The sequence below is a fragment of the Tenacibaculum amylolyticum genome, from assembly GCF_964511145.1.
Lineage (GTDB): Bacteria > Bacteroidota > Bacteroidia > Flavobacteriales > Flavobacteriaceae > Polaribacter > Polaribacter amylolyticum.
This window is the reverse complement of sequence record NZ_CAZEFZ010000035.1, coordinates 1-19,252: the sequence shown is the minus strand read 5'-3', so window position 1 is coordinate 19,252 and position 19,252 is coordinate 1. Positions and strand designations below refer to the sequence as shown.

The 19,252-nt window shown below is 31.1% G+C and carries 18 protein-coding genes; 10 read left to right on the top strand and 8 right to left on the bottom strand.

Annotated features, from left to right (window positions below; translation table 11 throughout):
- Positions 1 to 9: 9 nt before the first annotated feature.
- From ACKTTC_RS11925 to ACKTTC_RS11915, 3 genes are all read left to right on the top strand, one after another.
- Entirely contained in the window at positions 10 to 2,130 is a 2,121-nt protein-coding gene (locus ACKTTC_RS11925) for a M13 family metallopeptidase (RefSeq protein WP_408040061.1), read from the top strand.
- Positions 2,131 to 2,228: 98 nt separating this feature from the next.
- Positions 2,229 to 2,981 (top strand): DUF3667 domain-containing protein, encoded by a 753-nt coding sequence (locus tag ACKTTC_RS11920; protein ID WP_408040060.1) that lies wholly within the window; start codon positions 2,229 to 2,231, stop codon positions 2,979 to 2,981.
- A 27-nt stretch (positions 2,982 to 3,008) separates the two neighbouring features.
- Positions 3,009 to 3,932 carry an ABC transporter ATP-binding protein gene (locus tag ACKTTC_RS11915; protein WP_408040059.1) on the top strand — a complete coding sequence of 308 codons (924 nt, stop codon included), beginning with the start codon at positions 3,009 to 3,011 and terminating at the stop codon, positions 3,930 to 3,932.
- Here the strand turns inward: ACKTTC_RS11915 and ACKTTC_RS11910 are convergent.
- Together ACKTTC_RS11910 and ACKTTC_RS11905 are read right to left on the bottom strand one after the other, a co-directional pair.
- Positions 3,925 to 4,374 carry a 3-oxoacyl-ACP synthase gene (locus ACKTTC_RS11910; protein ID WP_408040058.1) on the bottom strand — a complete coding sequence of 150 codons (450 nt, stop codon included), beginning with the start codon at positions 4,372 to 4,374 and terminating at the stop codon, positions 3,925 to 3,927. The two genes, ACKTTC_RS11915 and ACKTTC_RS11910, sit on opposite strands and share 8 nt — an antisense overlap.
- Entirely contained in the window at positions 4,371 to 5,480 is a 1,110-nt protein-coding gene (locus ACKTTC_RS11905) for an NAD(P)/FAD-dependent oxidoreductase (RefSeq protein ID WP_408040057.1), read from the bottom strand. The genes ACKTTC_RS11910 and ACKTTC_RS11905 overlap by 4 nt, the downstream gene beginning before the upstream one ends.
- Positions 5,481 to 5,559: 79 nt before the next feature.
- Here ACKTTC_RS11905 and ACKTTC_RS11900 point away from each other — a divergent pair, with 79 nt between their 5' ends.
- From ACKTTC_RS11900 to ACKTTC_RS11880, 5 genes are all read left to right on the top strand, one after another.
- Entirely contained in the window at positions 5,560 to 6,039 is a 480-nt protein-coding gene (locus ACKTTC_RS11900) for a hypothetical protein (RefSeq protein ID WP_408040056.1), read from the top strand.
- A 167-nt stretch (positions 6,040 to 6,206) separates the two neighbouring features.
- A complete protein-coding gene (locus ACKTTC_RS11895; protein ID WP_408040055.1) occupies positions 6,207 to 7,136 on the top strand; it encodes a hypothetical protein in 930 nt (309 codons plus the stop codon).
- Positions 7,137 to 7,275: 139 nt separating this feature from the next.
- Positions 7,276 to 8,034, top strand: a complete 759-nt coding sequence (locus ACKTTC_RS11890; protein WP_408040054.1) for an SDR family NAD(P)-dependent oxidoreductase — start codon at positions 7,276 to 7,278, stop codon at positions 8,032 to 8,034.
- Positions 8,024 to 8,896, top strand: a complete 873-nt coding sequence (locus tag ACKTTC_RS11885; RefSeq protein WP_408040053.1) for an aldo/keto reductase — start codon at positions 8,024 to 8,026, stop codon at positions 8,894 to 8,896. The genes ACKTTC_RS11890 and ACKTTC_RS11885 overlap by 11 nt, the downstream gene beginning before the upstream one ends.
- A 2-nt stretch (positions 8,897 to 8,898) precedes the next feature.
- Positions 8,899 to 10,038: an ATP-binding protein gene (locus ACKTTC_RS11880; RefSeq protein WP_408040052.1), complete on the top strand. Its 1,140-nt coding sequence runs from the start codon at positions 8,899 to 8,901 to the stop codon at positions 10,036 to 10,038.
- On the opposite strand, the gene ACKTTC_RS11875 is transcribed toward ACKTTC_RS11880, so the two are convergent.
- On the bottom strand, positions 10,039 to 10,662 hold the full coding sequence (locus ACKTTC_RS11875) for a DUF6973 domain-containing protein (RefSeq protein ID WP_408040051.1): 624 nt from the start codon (positions 10,660 to 10,662) through the stop codon (positions 10,039 to 10,041).
- Between the two features lie 73 nt (positions 10,663 to 10,735).
- Positions 10,736 to 12,808, bottom strand: coding sequence for a T9SS type A sorting domain-containing protein (locus ACKTTC_RS11870; protein WP_408040050.1), 2,073 nt, complete (start codon positions 12,806 to 12,808; stop codon positions 10,736 to 10,738).
- A 210-nt stretch (positions 12,809 to 13,018) separates the two neighbouring features.
- Here ACKTTC_RS11870 and ACKTTC_RS11865 point away from each other — a divergent pair, with 210 nt between their 5' ends.
- Together ACKTTC_RS11865 and ACKTTC_RS11860 are read left to right on the top strand one after the other, a co-directional pair.
- Positions 13,019 to 13,714, top strand: coding sequence for a response regulator transcription factor (locus tag ACKTTC_RS11865; protein WP_408040072.1), 696 nt, complete (start codon positions 13,019 to 13,021; stop codon positions 13,712 to 13,714).
- 60 nt (positions 13,715 to 13,774) lie between these two features.
- Positions 13,775 to 14,818 (top strand): sensor histidine kinase, encoded by a 1,044-nt coding sequence (locus ACKTTC_RS11860; protein WP_408040049.1) that lies wholly within the window; start codon positions 13,775 to 13,777, stop codon positions 14,816 to 14,818.
- A gap of 25 nt (positions 14,819 to 14,843) precedes the next feature.
- On the opposite strand, the gene ACKTTC_RS11855 is transcribed toward ACKTTC_RS11860, so the two are convergent.
- The 4 genes from ACKTTC_RS11855 to ACKTTC_RS11840 all read right to left on the bottom strand — a co-directional run.
- On the bottom strand, positions 14,844 to 16,088 hold the full coding sequence (locus ACKTTC_RS11855; protein ID WP_408040048.1) for a hypothetical protein: 1,245 nt from the start codon (positions 16,086 to 16,088) through the stop codon (positions 14,844 to 14,846).
- A 148-nt stretch (positions 16,089 to 16,236) separates the two neighbouring features.
- Positions 16,237 to 16,890, bottom strand: a complete 654-nt coding sequence (locus tag ACKTTC_RS11850) for an IS1 family transposase (protein ID WP_456243511.1) — start codon at positions 16,888 to 16,890, stop codon at positions 16,237 to 16,239.
- A gap of 243 nt (positions 16,891 to 17,133) precedes the next feature.
- Positions 17,134 to 17,430: a DUF2185 domain-containing protein gene (locus ACKTTC_RS11845; protein WP_408040046.1), complete on the bottom strand. Its 297-nt coding sequence runs from the start codon at positions 17,428 to 17,430 to the stop codon at positions 17,134 to 17,136.
- A gap of 8 nt (positions 17,431 to 17,438) precedes the next feature.
- The coding region (locus ACKTTC_RS11840) for a GH-E family nuclease (protein ID WP_408040045.1) at positions 17,439 to 19,252 on the bottom strand (1,814 nt) is incomplete at its 5' end.

Here is a 19,252-nt window from a genome sequence, read left to right as displayed (position 1 = left end):
GATTTTGTAATGAACACACTTAAACAAGCTGTTTGTATTACTGCAATTGCCTCTTTAGGTATGGTTGCTTGTAAAACAGACAAAAAACCTGAGACAGCCCAGAAGACGCCAGGTATTGTCTTAGAAAACATGGATACTTCTGTGAAGCCATCTAATGACTTTTACAACTATGTAAATGGTACATGGCAAAAAGAAACAGAAATTCCTGAAGACAGAACTCGCTGGGGAAGTTTTGATGAACTTCGTAAAAAGACAGATGCAGATGTGTTAGTCATTTTAAATGAAGCTATTGAGGAAGGTAGCTTTCCAAAAATAAAAGACGGAAAAGGAAATGAAATAGATAGCGATCAACAAAAAGCCGTAAATTACTATGAAAGTATTATGGATACTGTTGCTCGTAACGAACAAGGTATTCAACCTTTGGTACCTTATTTAGCAAAAATCGACGAAATCAAAACTAAAAAAGATGTAGAAGATTACATTACTAAAATGGCTCCTTATGGAGGAGGCGCTTTTTATGGTTTTGGTGTTTTTAACGATTTAAAGAATAGTAATATGAATGCTGGGTATTTAGGTTCAGCTGGATTAGGATTATCTCGTGATTACTATGTTGATGAAGATGCTGATACTAAAGAGAAGTTAAAGAAGTACGAAAACTTTGTTGCCAAAATGTTTACAAAATTTGGTGATGATGAGGCTACTGCTGCTAAGAATGCTGCAACAGTTGTTTCTTTTGAAAAGAGTTTAGCTGCTCCAATGATGACAAAAGAAGACAGACGTGATGCGCGTAAAATGTACAACCCAATGACTGTTGAAGAGTTACAAGTATTAGCTCCAGAAATTGATTGGAATGCACATTTTAAAGGAATTGGAGTAGAAATTGCTGATAAAGGAGTTGAGGGAACAGAAAAGATTGACAAAGTAATTGTTACAGACCCTAATTACTTTAAGGCAATGAGTCAAATCTTTAAAGACCGTTCTGTTGACGATATTAAAACATTATTACGTTGGAATGCTATTAACGGAGCTGCTGGCTTATTATCTACCGATTTAGAGAAAGCAAACTGGGAGTTTTATAGCAAGGATTTAAGAGGAGCAAAAAAACAAAGACCTCGTAATGAAAGAGCGCTAGCTTCTGTTAATGGTTCTATTGGTGAAGCAATTGGTAAACTATATGTTGAAAAGAAATTCCCGCCAGAAGCGAAGCAAAAAGCGAAGGAAATGATTGACAATGTAATGTTAGGTTTCGAAAAGCGTATTAATGGACTTACTTGGATGAGTGATTCTACAAAGCAAAAAGCTTTAGATAAATTACACAAATTAACTGTTAAGATTGCATATCCAGACAAATGGAAAGATTATGCTGCTTTACAAGTAAAAGGCGTAAAAGAAGGTGGTAGCTACTTTGAAAATGCAATCAATGTTGCTAAATGGAACTACGACGAAAACATGGCTAAATTAGGAAAGCCTGTTGATAGATCTGAGTGGGGAATGTCTCCTCAAACAGTAAATGCTTACTTTAATCCAGTAAACAATGAAATCGTATTCCCTGCTGCTATATTACAACCTCCTTTCTATAACTATCAAGCTGATGAAGCTGTAAATTATGGAGGAATTGGAGCTGTAATTGGACACGAAATTTCACATAGTTTTGATGATTCTGGTGCTCGTTTTGACGGTGACGGAAACTTAAATAACTGGTGGACTGCAGAAGATTCTGAAAAGTTTGCTGCTGAAGGAAAAGCTTTAATCGATCAATATGATGCTTTAGTTGCTATTGACAGTGTACACGTAAATGGAACATTTACTTTAGGTGAAAATATTGGAGATTTAGGTGGTGTAAATGCTGCTTATGAAGGATTAAAAATCTTCTTAGACAAAAATGGTCGCCCAGAAGAAATTGATGGATATACTCCTGAGCAACGTTTCTTCTTATCTTGGGGTACTATTTGGAGAACTAAAGCACGTCCAGATGCCTTAAAGAATTTAATTAAAACAGATCCACATGCTCCTGGAATGTTTAGAGCTTATGTTCCTTTACAAAATGTAGATGCTTTTTATGAAGCATTTGATATTAAAGAAGGAGATAAATTATATCTAAGTCCAGAAAAACGAGTTAAAATCTGGTAATTATATCAATATAATATTTCTAAAGAACCGATGCGAAAGTGTCGGTTTTTTTATGCTTTATTGTTTTCTTTATTTTTGATTTTTATTTAAAATGTATTATGAATTGTAAAAACTGTAATGCAACTGTTGACGGTAATTTCTGTTCCATTTGTGGTCAAAGTACTAAAGTAGACACCATTAATTTCAGATACTTTATAAATCAAATAAATAGTACTTTTTTACAAATAGAATATGGTTTACTTTTTACCATAAAACAATTATTTATTGCTCCAGGAAAAAGTATTAGAGATTTTTTACAAGGGAAACGAAAGAACTATTTTAAACCTATTGCTTTTGTTTTATTATTATCTACTATTTATGCAGTCTTAGCGAATTATTTCGATGAAACAACTTTTATTGGAGATGTTTTCACAGGTTGGAATAAAGCTTATAAAGAATCTAATACAAGGAAAGATAAAGAGATTCGTTTCTTGAGTTGGTTTGTTAACAATTATGCTTACACAATGCTTCTTTTGCTGCCAATCTTTTCTTTTGCTTCTTATATTTCATTTAAAAAAGTTAATTTTAATTACTTTGAACATCTCGTTTTAAACTCTTTTATTACAGGACAACAGGCAATTATCTATACACTTTTTATTCCTTTTAAATATATTTCTGGGCATAATAACTTTTCAGAAATTGTATATATAGCTTTTGTTTTTGTATACCCTATTTGGGTTTTTGTTCAGTTTTTTAATAGTTATAAAAAGTGGAAAGTAATTTTTTTAACCCTTTTAACTTATTTCTATTATCTCGTTTTTTCCACTATTCTGTTTTTAATTCTATTAGCTATTAATAATAGTATAATATAAACATCAGCTTTCCTTATTTTTGCTACTATGCTAAAAGTAAACAACATCTCCTTTTCTTATACCGATGAAAAGCCTACACTTAAAAACATTTCTTTTTCTTTACAGAAAGGGCAACATTTAAGTATTATGGGTGAAAGTGGTTGTGGTAAATCTACCTTACTTCAAATTATTTATGGCTTATTAGATGTAACAGAAGGGAGTTTGTTTTGGAAGGATCATCAAATACTAGGACCTGCTTATCATTTAGTTCCTGGAATGGATTTCTTTAAATATGTTCCGCAAAATTTTGATTTGATGCCTTTTACAAGTGTAGCTGAAAACATTTCGAAATTTCTTTCTCGTTTTTATCCTGAAGAAGCAAAAGCTAGAACACAGGAGCTTATGGAAGTTATTGAAATGGAAGCCTATGCAGATGTAAAAGTAAAAAACTTAAGTGGTGGACAACAACAGCGTGTTGCTATAGCGAGAGCTTTGGCCAAAGAACCAGAATTATTGTTATTAGATGAACCTTTTAGTCAGATAGATAACTTTAAAAAGAATTCATTACGAAGAAAACTATTTGCTTATTTAAAAGAAAAAAATATTGCTTGTATTGTTGCTACACACGATGGCAATGATGCCCTTTCTTTTTCTGATCAATTGATTGTTATAAAAGATTATAAAATTCTTGCTAATAACACACCTAAGCAACTGTACAAAAACCCAACCAATAAGTATATTGCTTCTTTATTTGACGACGTAAATGAGATTGAAATTGATGGACAACAAAAGTTAATATATCCACACCAAATTAAAATTGTAACACATTCAAATTTTAAAGCAATCGTAAAAAGAAGCTACTTTAAAGGTTTCTTCTGGCTTATTGAAGTTGCATATAATAACACCTCTCTATTCTTATCGCATTCAGAATCGTTGGAAATAGAAACAAGTGTTTACTTAGAATTTATATAAGCTCTTCAATAGTAATTTTTGTGTTATTAAAAGTAATCGCCTCATTTTCGCGCTTTCCTAACAATAATTTCCCAATAGGTGAAGAACCAGAAATCACAAAGTAATCTTTAGCTTCAATAGTTACTTTCCCAATACTTACAGCTAAAAAATAGATTCCTTTATTTGTATACACCACACTTCCTAGACGAACAACTTCAGATGTATTAGACGTATTAATTCTGAATAACACTTCTTTCATTTGTTGTACCACACTTATTTGCTGACTGGCTTTTTCCATTTCTAATTGCAACATGGCTCTACCTGTTTCATGTTTATCACCAGCAGAACTTTTTGTTTCAGACAACAATGCTTTTTTATTTGAAGCTATAATTGTTTGAATCGTTTCTTCTCTTTTCTCCACATACAATCTACATTCATTTAACAATTGCTCTTTTATACTCATACCAAATCTGCTAATTCTTTTCCTACTAAACTACCTATTGCTACTCCCATTCCACCTAAACGAACGCCACAAAACACATTAGCATTAATTGGTTTTACAATACTTTTCTTTTGATTCCCTACCCCCATGATACCACTCCAACGATGTTCTATTTCTACATTAGTTTCTGGTAAAATAGTTTTTCTTAGCAATTCTTCTAATTTATTTTGAATCCGTTCAGTTGTAGAAAACTCCATGGTTTCTTCTCCTTTAAAATCTAAATTTCTTCCTCCTCCTAACAAAATTCTATTATCTATATTTCTAAAATAATAATACCCTTCTTCTAAATGAAATGTACCTTTTATATGTAAATTTTTAATTGGTTTAGTAATTAATACTTGTGCTCGTGCTGGTTGTACTTCTTCATTTATCAAACGTTTAGAAAAACCATTCGATGCAATAAATAGTTGCTTTGATGTAAAGGTTATTTTGTTTGTTTTAATCTCAACAGTATTATTTTTTGACATAAAATCCTCTACAGAAATGTTATTAATAATGGTTATTCCTTTCTTTCTTGCTTTTTTTAGTAATTCACTCATCATCTTTCCTGTATCTATTTGTCCTTCAAAATCATTCACAATATAACGCGGTATGATTTTTTGGAAACCAAATGTATTCTCCTTTTCTGTAAATACATTTTTATTAAAAACAGGAAATAATAATTCGTTGATAGCCTCTTTTTGTGATACACATTTTTCAAATAATGCTTCATCATTAAACAGCTCAAATCCTTTAAGTTCTTGAAAATCAATTTGAAGATCTCCCAAGTTTTTTCTTAACAATTGTAACCCATTCCACCTTCTTCTCACCAAATCAACTACCTCCTCTTCAGAATGGGATTTCAAGTCATCTATTAACTCAGATAAACTTCCAAAACAAGCAAATCCTGCATTTTTAGTACTAGCCCCTTGTGGTAAAAAACCTTTTTCTAAAATCAAAATTTTAGCAGCAGGGAATCTTTTTCGTAATTGTAACGCACAATTTAAACCTACAATTCCACTTCCAACAATTGTAAAATCAACATTTTGAAACCATTGTTTGATTTCCCAATAACTTAAACTATCCATAATTTAAAACTATAAAAAAGGTTTCATATAAATTTGTACTTTGGTACAAAACTTGAAAAATCAATTAAAAATACTAGAAATGAAATTTTTAAAGATATTATCGTTACCGTTATTATTAATAACTATGACTAAATGTGCTAGCTATAAGTTAGAGACAAATCCACCTTTTAAAGTAGTTTCTGCTACATACGCTCAATTTGTTGGAGGAAGACCAGAATCTCCTGGTGGAACAGATATAAAAGTAGTATATACTGCAGATGCTAAAATTACATTCGATCGTATTTTTTATAAAAATCAAGATGCTAAAATAGGATACGACGAGATTGGTGGTCAAAAATCAATTACAGCAAAATTTTCGAGTCCTTCTGTAAAAAATAAAGATATGCAAATGCATAACGATCCAGCAAAAGAGTATGGTAATACTCCTCCATCTACAGACAAAAAAAGTCCTTTTCAGTTAAAAGATAATGAAATAGTTATTAGCTATATACAAGGTAACAAAACCAAATATTACAAGGTAAGCAATCTTAAAAAAGGGAAACAAATTATTATGCAATAGTGAATTAGATTTGAGGAAATACAGTTTCTAAAAATAAAATCATAAAACACTAACAAACAATATTTTACAAATAAAAAGATTATTTCAAAAAGCCGCTGATTTAGCGGCTTTTCTTTTTTTGGCACGCATTTTGACTACTGTATAACATAACCGTAAAACTTTTACTTATGAAAACAATAAAATTACTTTTTGCAATAGTCTTTTCCATCTCTCTCACTTCTTGTGTAGTAGTTAATGATGATGGCCCAATTGTAGATGATTTTGTATCATTAGAAGAGGTACTTTCTGGTTACGATTTATGGTATGTAGACTTTCACCGAACAACTGGAACTACTGAAATTCCATATTTATCAAAAGCTTTTACAGTTTCATTTAGAAATGGTGTATTATACGCAAACAATAATATTGTAGATATAGGAAGAACAGGAAATGGATTAGGCGTTGAAGTAGGTGCTTATAGAACTTTCACAGGAGGTGTAGTTGAAACATTGCATAATTTAGACGGAACGTATTCTTTTGAAGTAATACAACTATCTCCAAATGAAATACGACTAAACGATTTACAAAGCAATGTTAGTTACTTTTTAATTGGATATCAACGAAATAATTTTGATTACGATAAATTATTCTATGATAATATTGAATACTTTTTACAAGAGTTTGTAGCATGGGAAAGAACAGATGCTAGAAATGGAACAGCAAATCCTTTTGACAATGAACATTTCTTACAGTTTACTCCAGAAAACAACACAACATTCTATTCATCTCAAGACCCATTTGGCACGAATGTTGATAATATTAATTGGGACTATGTAGGATCTTACACTATAGATGATATTAGAGATTTTAACGATCTTAAGTTTTTAACACTTTATTATGATGGTGGCGATACTGAAGAGTTTGAATTGAGCGTTATAAACGATGAAACAATAGAATTGTATCATATAAATACTCAAACAACATATGTGTTTTCTGGTAGAGGTTTTATTCAATATTTAAGAGGAGACTCTAAAACTTCAAAACCAGCCGTAAGGAATAGCGGTAGAAAACGTACAAAAATAAAGAGAAAAGAAATAGATAGAAAAATATTAAAATAAAGTTTGGTTAGTTGATTTTTGGTTGGTTATGATAAATAACCAATTAAAGAAACCGCCTCCTCAAAGGCGGTTTTCTTTTTTTTATAACATAGCGTTTACATTAAAAACAATACCTTTATAGAAAAACTAAAAATCTACTATGTCTTTAACCGCTTTCATTACTGGAGCTACTTCTGGAATTGGTAAAGCTACTGCTTACTTGTTTGCTAAACACCAAATAAAACTTGTTGTATGTGGTCGTCGTACAGAGAAATTAAAAGAACTTCAAGAAGAATTATCTAAACATACAGCTGTACATACATTGCAATTTGATGTTCGTAATAAAGAAGATGTATTTAGTGCAGTTGCTAGTCTTCCTAAAGAATTTGCTAGCATCGATATTTTAATTAATAATGCAGGAAATGCCCATGGTTTAAGCCCTATTCAAGAAGGAAGTTTAGATGATTGGGATGCTATGATTGATGGCAATGTAAAAGGCTTATTATATGTTACCAAAGCTATTTTACCTAGTATGATAGCACAAAACAGTGGTTTTATTGTGAATATTGGTTCTATAGCTGGAAAAGAAGTATATGCAAACGGAAATGTGTATTGTGCTTCTAAGTTTGCTGTAAATGCCTTAAACAAAGGGATGCGATTAGATTTAAATCAGCATAATATTAGAGTAAGTGCTATTCATCCTGGATTGGTAGAAACGGAATTTTCTGATGTTCGTTTTAAAGGTGATACAGAACGTGCTAAAACAGTATATCAAGGCTATAAAGCATTACAAGCAGAAGACATTGCAGATATTATTCATTTTGTAGTTACTAGACCTTATCATGTAACTATAGAAGACCTTATTGTTTATCCTACAGCACAAGCAAGTGCTACTATACTACGTAAAGATGAAAACTAAACTTTCTGATATTATTATTGGTTGTATGACCTGGGGTGTATGGGGAAAAAAATACACTACTCAGGAAATGTCTGATTTAATCCATTTTTGTATTGAACAAGGAAACACAACCTTTGATCATGCTGATATTTATGGTGGCTATACTACTGAAACCGAATTTGGAAAAGCATTTGCAAAGAGCGGTGTAGAACGCGAGCAAATTCAATTGATTTCTAAATGTGGCATTCAATATATAACAGAAGCTAGAAATACTAATAGAGTTAAGCATTATAGCTATTCTAAAGAATATATTATTTGGAGTGCAGAACAATCTTTAAAAAATCTACAAACAGATTATTTAGATGTATTGTTATTACACCGTCCTAGCCCTTTAATGCATCCTGATGAAATTTCTGAAGCAGTTATTTTACTTCAAGAACAAGGAAAAATTATAGACTTTGGCGTTTCTAATTTCTTACCAAGTCAAATGGAACTTATTCAAAAAAGTATTCCTATTACTTGTAACCAGTTTGAATTTTCATTAATCCAAAATACAGCAATAGATAATGGCACCTTAGATTCTATTTTTAAGAATAATATACAAGCCATGAGTTGGAGTCCGTTAGGTAGTTTTTTTTCATTAGAAAACGAACAAACTTCTAACATTAAAAAAGCTATGATTCCTTTATTAGAAAAATACAATGCTACAGAAGATCAATTACTATTAGCTTGGATTTTAAAACATCCTGCTGCTGTAATTCCTGTAATTGGCACCTCTAATAAAAAGCGAATACAACTTGCCAACGAAGCCGTAAAAATTTCGTTAGACTTACAAGATTGGTTCATTCTTTATGAAGCTAGCAGAGGACATAAAGTTGCTTAAACATGATTAATAAGCGGCTACTTATTAAAAATTTACTTGCTCATAATGATGAGAATAGCTTTTATGATAAAAAGCAAAAATTATCGTTGGGGAGTAAAGAAGGAAAAGCCAAGTTTATTAAACATATTTGCGCATTATCTAATTCTAATCCCGATAACAATTCTTACATTCTTATTGGGATTAGAGATGAAAATAACGAAGTTATTGGAGTTGATTTTTTTGATGATAGTAAGATTCAAAATTTAGTAAATGCTTACTTAATTAACCCTCCAAAAATCCAGTATGAAAACATTCCTTTTCCTGGTTTACCTCGCTATAAAGTAATTGGTTTAGTCACCATTCTTCCTAATGAAGAAGTTTCTTCTCTTGCAAAATCTGCATGGAAATATCCTAAGGGAACTATTTTTTATAGAAGAGGTAGTAATTCTATGCCCGCTCAAAAGAGCTTTCAAACTCGTAATACTAACAAAGATGTTGTAAAAGCTATTGAGAAAAATGCTAGTAATAATATTCAACATACATTAGATGGGGTTTTCTATTTTATTAATAATCATAAAGAAGAATACAACCCTCAATACAAAGTTTTTAAGGAACAATTTGTTTTGTGCTGGGCAGGAAAGAAAATCAATGTTAAAGGAGATGAGTTTTATTCTAGAGTAGATATTGAATTAATTAATGAACAAGTACGTTTATTTTATTCTGCTTTAGATGAGGTGAAAATTAAAATTAACGAGCATTCTTTTATTATTGTAGAATATATTTTGCTAGGATTAGAGAAAAATGAAACTCGTTATCCTTTAGAGAAAACAATTATTCATTTTAAAAACAACGGTAAGCTAGAGATTATTAAAGAGTTTTTATTTGAACCTCCTGTGTATGACGATACAATTATTCGTCATATGTATGATAATAGTAATAATATCGTATACAAACTCGAAAACAACACACCACTTTCTGTTACAGAACATGAAGACGTACATCGCTTACCTAACAATTATCTGATTTGTTATTTACATGGTTTTCTTGATGCTAAAGAGCAACTTGAAAAAGCAAAAACCTATATTAAAAAACTAGATGATAAAACTGCTTATATTAAATATAAAGAGGTTATTCGTGTACTTAGAAAAGTAAAGTATCATTAACTACTCTCTGACGTAATTGGAAGTAACCAAACATTTATTATTCTTCCATTTTCCTTTTAAAGATGCTGTAGTAATTATTTCTCCACTACATGTTAAGAATTCTCCTTTTTTATTTTTCTTAATTACTTTCATCTTTCCTCCAGTAATCGCATTAATTACTCTGTAAATTAATCCTTTTCTAGGTGTTTTATTTCCCTTTCTAGTTAAGGATAGCCCTACATCATTATTAAAAAAATCCATTTCCGACGAAATTTCATCTGGTACAATTCCTTCTTCTAGTCTTCTCTCTTTATACATTTTATAATTTTCTCTTTCATGGGCTCTTCCTAAAGATCTGGCAGCTCCTTTACCTATTTCCTCTCTTAATCTAGCCATCCAGTAAGCGTGTCTAAACGCATCAACTTGTCCTCCAGAAGGATCTCCATCTAACATGTTTGTTTTACGAATACTATCGGTAACTCTTTTTACATCTCTAGAAATTTCTAATGCTTTCTTAGCTTTAAACGGATGTAAAATTACCCACCATTTCTTAGGTCCAGAAAGCTTTTTAAACTGTGTAAAACTTGATTGAGTATACCCTACAAAAATTAAACAAAAGAAAATTAAAAAACACTTGTACTTCATTCTTAATAGCATTTAAAATAAAGAGAGAGCTTTTAAAAAGCTCTCTCTTTAGTAACGGTAAAAATACCTTAATTTATTTAACAACTAACTTCTTTGTAGCTATTTTTCCTGCTTCAACTACTTTTAAGAAATAAATTCCTGTAGTTAAAACTCCTACATTTACTTCATTAGTAGTTCCTTCTATAGTTTGTGTAAATACTTCTTTTCCTATCATGTTAAAGATATGTACTTCTTTGTTTGTAAAAGTAGCAGTAGTTACATTAAATGTTTTATTATTCGTTGGGTTTGGATATACTGCAAAACCTTCGATATTATTTCTATCTACAGAAGCTGTAGCTGCATATGTTCTATTTGGAAATGGTGTTGCAGCAGCAGCGTTTGTTGCTTCTCCATCAAATGCATCTGCACCACTATATGTCCAATTTGTTACAGTAAAAGTAGTTCCTTCAGGACCCGTTCCTCCTTTTCTGTAAGCCCAACCATCAAGGTAATCCCAAGCTTCTCCTGTTCCATCAGTATCAACATCTCCAAATGTATCTATTATTTGACCACTTTCATATAATTCTATAGAATCATCACCATTAATCGAAACAACTCCACTTGTATATGTAGGATCGAATCCGAAAAATGTATTAAAGTTTGTTGATTCTGTTGCTAAATAAATATATGTTCCTGCTGAAACTGCATCTGCAGGGAATGTATATTCTACTGTTCCAGCAGAAGAACCTGCTCCATTTGTAATAGAACTAATTCCAAAAAGACTTAAATCTGCAATATCGTTTACAACATATAACTCAATTCCTTTAGGAGTACCTCCAGAAAGTGTTGCATCAAAAACACCTGTAATTACTAAACTATTTGTAGGTGCTCCGTATACGTTTCCGTTTACAGCAATAGTTTCATCTGTTACGCCTGTAGCAGTAACTGTAATATTTCCTTGATAATTTGCTACTGCTAAACCATCTGCTAAACGAACATAAACTGTAGTTGTAGCAACTGTTCCTGCAGCTGGAGTAATATTTACTGAATTTGCAAACCCTGAACCAGAAGCTAAAGAAACTTCAAAATTTGCTGGGGCTGTAACTGTAATATCAGATGTTAAAAATAATCCTTCAACAGTAAAACTTTCTTCATTAGAAGGACCGCCTGCGCTTTCAATATAGTTCATATCGTCTAAAAATGCAGTCACTGTCATTTGTGGATCTGCAGGACTTACTGTTCCTGATACTGCTAATGTTTTATTTGTAGCTCCTGTAGAACTTAATGTAACATCACCATTATAACTATTCACTCCCAAACCAGCAGCTAAACGAACATAAACCGTTGTTGCATTTACTGTACCTCCTGCATGCGCTAGTGTTACATTATTAGCATATCCTGAATCTACAGTAAGAGAAACTTCAAAATTTGCTGGAGCTGTAACTGTAATATCGTTTGTTAAATTTGATCCTGAAACTGTGAAGCTTCCTCCTGCAGAAGGACCATTTCCTTCAAAATAATCTAAACTACTTACAGAGCCTCCTGTAGAAATTTCTGGATCAGTAGACGCTGCTTTACTGTATGTTCCTACTGGAAAAACAGAAGAACATTCCGCATTAGTACCAGAATCATCAGCTTTATCACAACCATCCAACGCATTTGCTCCACTAAAAGTCCATTCAGTAGGATCAAAATTAGCGTTAGGTCCTTGTCCATCTTTTCTATATGCCCAACCATCTAAATGATCCCAATCTTGTCCTGTACCATCTTCCCCTATTCTACCAATGGTATCTTCTACATTACCATTCTTATATAATATGATGGTATCGTCTCCATTAACAGAAACTACATTATTTGTATATTGAGGTACTACTCCTAAGTATTGATTAAAATTTGTGCTCTCGCTAGCAACATAGATATAAGTACCAGCTGTAACTGCATCTGTAGGAAAAGTATATTCTGCACCTGCTGCCGCTGCTCCATTTGTTGTAGACTCAAGACCATAAATACTTAAATCAGCTATATCGTTTACAACATAAAGTTCTATTCCTTTAGGTGCTCCTCCTGGTAAAGGTCCATCAATAACCCCAGTTATTACTAGGTCTTGGCTAAAAACAGCTCCAAAAAACAGAGTTAATAATAATGTTAGAAAGTAATTTTTTCTCATGTTTTGTCAATTTAAAAAATGCCTTCAAAATTAGGCAATTAGTATTTTTAAGCTATTATTTACTGTATTATGTTAATGTTAAGTATCTAGTATTACTAATAATTTAGTTTTTTTTGTTAATATTAAATCAACATTAACTTAAAGTCCCTTTAACTGTTTTTGTTATTTAATCGTTACTTTTGAGTTGTTTTTTATTAAATTTAAAACATGATGAACACTAACGACGTTAAAATTTTATTAGTTGATGACGAGCCTGATATCTTAGAGATTGTTGGGTATAACCTTAGATCTGAAGGGTATCAAGTTTTTACAGCAACAAATGGAGCTGAAGGTGTTAAAATTGCAAAGAAGATTACACCTCATTTAATATTGTTAGATATTATGATGCCAGAAATGGATGGTATTGAAGCTTGTGAAAAAATTAGAGGCATTAAACCTTTAGAAAATGTAATTATCTCTTTTCTTACAGCAAGAGGGGAAGATTATTCTCAGGTAGCTGGTTTTGATGCTGGTGCCGATGATTATATTACCAAGCCTATTAAACCTAAAGTATTGGTTAGTAAAGTAAAGTCTTTATTAAGACGTTTAAAAACAGATGCTGTTTCTGAGGTAACTACTAAAATTGGAGATATTCTTATTAACAGAGATGAATATGTTGTTTTTAAAGGCGATGATAAAATAACTTTACCTAGAAAGGAATTTGAATTATTTTCTTTGTTAACTTCTAAACCTGGAAAAGTTTTTAAAAGAGAAACTATTTTAGATAGTGTTTGGGGAAATGAAGTTGTTGTAGGTGGTAGAACTATTGATGTTCATATTCGTAAACTAAGAGAAAAAATAGGTGATCATCATTTTAAAACTGTGAAAGGTGTAGGTTATAAATTTGTACTAGAAACAGAAAAATAAACGAATTAATAAATCCTTAATTATATACTAGATTGTCTTTATGGCAATCTACTTTTTTATATGAAGAAACTTAAGAAGACATACAGTTATGCATTAGCATCGGCTTTATATTTAACTATTTTATCTATTATAACCGCTGTGGTTTCTTACCTCTCCTTCTTTAAATCTTTAGGACTTATTGCCATCATTATTTTTGGCGTTATTCTTTTTGTTACTTCATTTTTCATTATTCAATATAGAGCTGAACACTTTATTTACCAACGAATTAAAAAGTTATACAAGAATATTTCTATACTAGATATCAACGACTTAAAACGAGATAATATTACTACAGATATAGAAGAGTTTACCAAAACTGTTCAGGAATATGTAGAGGATAAAAAAGAAGAAATTGCCAACTTAACAGAGCGTGATTCTTTCCGTAGAGATTTTTTGGGTAATGTTGCTCATGAGCTTAAAACACCTCTTTTTACCGTACAAGGTTATATTTTAACTTTGATTGAAGGCGCAGCAGAAAATCCAGAGATTAGAGATAAATATTTAGAGCGTGCCAACAAAGGGGTAGAACGATTAACATCTATTGTAAAAGATTTGGACATGATTGCCAAATTAGAAACGGATGGAATGCGTATGAAAATGGAACCTTTTAATATTTTGGAATTGATTCAAACGGTATTTGATTTGTTTGAAATGAAAGCCAAAAAGAAAAATATTAGACTCATTTTTGATAAATTATACGAGTTCCCAATGTTTGTTAAAGGTGATGTTGAGCGTATAGAACAAGTGCTTATTAATTTAGTTGTAAACTCTATTAAATACGGAAAAGTTGGTGGTCTTACCACGGCTAGTGTAGAGGCTTACAATGAAAATAAGTTTATCATTAAAATTTCTGACGACGGTGAAGGAATTAAGCAAGAGCATATTCCAAGGCTTTTTGAGCGTTTTTATAGAGTTGACCAAAGTCGTTCGCGAGAACAAGGTGGTTCTGGTTTAGGACTATCTATTGTAAAACATATTATAGAAGCTCATAATGAAACTATTCTTCTAAAAAGTACTTTTGGTAAAGGTTCTGAGTTTTCGTTTACTTTAGAAAAAGCTACTTAATTATTTCCTTTTAAAATCATTGTTTTTAGATTAAATCTATAGAGGTATTGCTAATGTTAAAATTATCTTCATTCAATATTTCTGGTGTGTTTAATAACGGACTATTTAAGGCTTCTTCTATTAAATGTTGATCTATATAGAAGTTATTTTCTTGGAATTGTTTTTCCATTTTTTCGGCAATATTTGCACTAATTTCGATGGCTTTATCGCTTACTTCGATCTTCACTCCTTTTGCTTCTATGGTGTCTTTAGTTTCTTTTAGTTTTGCTAAGATGTCTTTTACAGAAGATTTATCTGTAAATCGTGTTCTTAATTTCTCAAACATTCCAGCATAGAAAACTAATAATTGTTGTTTTTGATCTTCTATAATGTCTTTACAACTATATAAACCTACTGTAAACATTCTAAATTGCTTTTCTGCTTGAGAGAGTTCTCCATTTATCAATGCTTCTCTAGCCGATTCCCAATGGTCATGAAAATCGAATGTTTCATAATCGTTTCGTTTATCAGATGCATTAATTTCAAAAAGAATAAAATCGTTTTCTCTATATGGTTTTATATTTCCTTTATTTGTTCCATAATATAGCTCATTATCTTTTACCCAAAACTTGGTTTTATCTACGTCTTTCTGATCTTTTCGCAACATAATCCAATATCCACTAGAAAACGTATCTGCTGTACTATGAATTTCTGGATCTTTGAATTCTCTTCTTTGCCCTATTCGAAGTTGTGTATCTTTTCCCATTCCAAAGAAGTTTTCAATACTATTTAAAAGCGGATCGGCTATGTTTATATAGCTTGTAAGTTTGGTAGCATCAAAAGCTTTGGCTACATTTTCTAACAAACCAATTGTTTGAGCAGCCCAGTCTACAGTTCTAATTCTAAAAAGTCCTGAAAAAATAGCAATATTATCTCCTCTGTAAGGTGTAGGTCCTACAATTCTTGTGTTTTTGTACCGAATGCTTTCGTTTCCTTCTAATTGCTCTATGTTTTTTAATAAATCTGGCCCTACTACAAAAGGGAAAGAACTTCTTTTATCGTCGTAAATAAAGTCTGTTAGAAATACTGTTAACGGTATGTATTCTTTCCAATATTCTCGTTTATCTCTTAAAAATTGCTCTGTTAAAGAAATTTCAAAATAACTTTTCCTTGGCATTATAGGAACACTTTTTGTTCCGTTTACTACTCTTTTTTCTGCTACTTTAAAAGTTGGGTACAAAATGGCTTTTGAACCTCTTATTTTGTTCCATATACGACTAAAAAAACTCATGATTACACATTATTTGGATTTATTGCTATACTTTGTAAATGTATATATCCTTATAATGCATTCATATCCCTATAGATAGGTAATTATTACACTGTATTTAAATGAAAAGATTTATAAACTCTCAATACAGATATACTATTTAAGAAAACTAACTCCAAAAATAAATACGTAAATGTGCTTCTAAATATTTTTCATTTCTAGTAAAACAAATCGTTTTTCTGCTTAATCTTTTTATATGCATACGTAAATTCAAATTCATGCGTTCAATTTTGTTTGTACAATATTGAAAACGTTTGTGAATTGCTGTAGGAATTAAGCTTTTATAGATTGGTAATTTATCTGTGTAAATCTTTATTGGTTCGAGTAAGAGTACTTTATTAATAACTGACTTTATATTTTCTTTATTTCTACCTCCAATTATAAAGTTTACAATATGTTTAGTCTTTTGCTCAATAGCATAGATTAACCAATTTTGTGATTTGCCATTGGCTATTTTTATAAACATCTCATCTACCTCAAACTTACAACTATGTTTACTAAAGCATGGAGCTTTAATTTGCTTACTAATTTTTAGCATTCTTGATAAAACTGTTTTGGTAGAAATGTTTAATATTCTACCAATACTTCTAACTCCACAGCCTTCTTTTAGTAAGCTTTTAATAAAATAATTTGTAGTTGCTTTATAAGCATGATAAGTATACGTTTGCTGAAAGCGTTTACCACAATTTTTACATTTGTAACGTTGTTTATTATTTTGAAAACCATTTTTTACAGTTTTACCTTTACAAATAGGGCATAGCATTTTTTCCATGTCCTAATTTACTACATTAAGTTATGTAAACCCTTTATTTTATTAGTTCTAAGGAGTTTGTGTTTTTTACAATATATCATACAAACCTAAAAACCAGTAGCTAAAAAAAACTTTAACTACTGATTTTTAATTATTTATATTGTTATTTTTTAATATGACCTAGTTTACTACATTACCAAAAAACCATGCTATTTTAATAAATAACATGGCTTTAAATTATAATTACACTATCTATTATTCTGGTTCATCAACGATTGACCACTCATTGGTTTCATCACTCTTCTCAAAGGAAAAACCATAAGGAGCTAAAAGATTAGCTTTTAAACTATCATCAATGGCTATTAATTGATCTGCAGTAATCAATTTAAAATTATTATGGTCATCTAAATAATCTTCATCTTCATCACCTGCAAAAACTCTCCATCCACTATCCCCTTCATTATCTGGTTCCTCTCTATACATCCATCTTGGAGTTTCTTTTCCTGATAAGATTTTATTACTTATAAAAATTGCACCTATATTTAATTCCATATTTTAGTTTATTTTTCTTCAAATTTATGACTCCTATTTGTTGAAGGCAGCTCTGGCCTATACCTTGTAAAATCATTATATCTTTCTTTCATTTGATCCCATGTTAATTCACCTTTTTTATATAATGCCCAATCTTTCTTAAATTCTTTACCTGGTTTATGCCCCATATCCCATTGTCCATTTCTCTTTTTTGTTTTATCCCAAGTAATTTCTTTTCCTGTTGGATCAATAACCTTTCCTTCACTATTTTTATTTGCTTCCCAAGTCTTAGTCACTGTTTTTTTCCTAAGATAAGGTCTTCTAGGTTTACCTTGAGGATTTGGACCTTTACTTTTTGATTTACCTGTTGTAACTGCATTAAAAGCTGCTTCAGCAACATCTAAATTAGATGAGTTAGGGTTATTAGCTGTAGAGACAGCATCATCAATAGCATTCAACCCTGTAAAAGTTGCTGCAGCATACATAAGATCTGTAAATACAGCTAAACCAGCATCTCGATTATACATAGCATCAGTAGCAGGGCGAATAACTCCATTAAAATCTCCATCGTTAAAAGCTCCTGATCTATATTCTGTTGATGGTGCTAGACTAGACTCAATTACAACCATACGACGCCCTCCTGTACTACTTGCTGTTGATCCTATCTCTGGTTGAGTAGACAACATTGTATGACCTACTATAGGTTCATTATTAATACCATCAAAACCTGAAGTTGGATATCCTTCTAGACCTTCTAATTCTATTTTCCAGATAGGGTTATTATGAGCAAATTGATAATTAGTTATCGATAAATAATCTTCACTTATTGGATCAACTCCAAAGAACCTACCTATTTCTGGAATATAATTTCTGTACCTAAAAGTAAGCCAGTCTAAACCTAATTCTTTGTTTATCTCCTGACCTAAGTAAGTCTGGTAATTATTCTCTCTACCCCTTATAGTACTATTATACCCTTTATGTTCTAGTCCAAAAGGATATGTATTACGTTCTTGTAATATTTCTGTACTAGCATTGATTATACCATCTTTGTTTAAATCTGAATATGTTAATCTTACTGAACCTAAATGATCTTTATAATTATACACATAGTTAAAATCATTATTATCTTTCTCAGTATAGCCTTCAGAATGAACAAATTGCTTTAAGTGATTATTTTCGTATACAAATTTACCTGCATAATCAATTGTAGTTTCTATATCTGCAACTTCATCAATTACCTCTTTTCTTAATTTTATTCCTGTAGCATCATAAACGTAATTGATTTCTTTTACACTCGATGAAGCAAAGCTTATAGTTGTAGGCAAGTTAAAGTGGTTGTATTGTATACTGGTAATCTGCTTGTTAGCATCGGATATCATGTTCCCATTCTGGTCGTAAATATATTCTGTAGTGGCATTAGCTCCATCTTTAAAACCATAGGTGTCTTTTCCATTATCTAATACTTTTCTTAACCTATTACCATTATAGTAATAATATAAGATATCCATATCTCCAAAAGTAGGAGTTACACCTCCAGCTGTTCCATTCTGTCCTTTTCTCCATAGGTTTGTGATATTTCCGTTTTTATCATACGCCACAGATTTTAAATTATAATTTGAAGTGGTAGTTCCTATAGCTGCTGTTAAACGGTTCAAAGCATCATAATCATAGATATAACTTCTTTTAGTTTTATCTACATTTTCTGTTTGCCAACTGGTTTGGGCTATATTTCCGTTATATAATCGCTTGCTTGCTTCCACACTAGGATCGTTATAGACTAGGCTAAAGTTAAACAAATCGTTGTCATTATGGCTATCTTCATTGATATTTGTTAACCAACCTC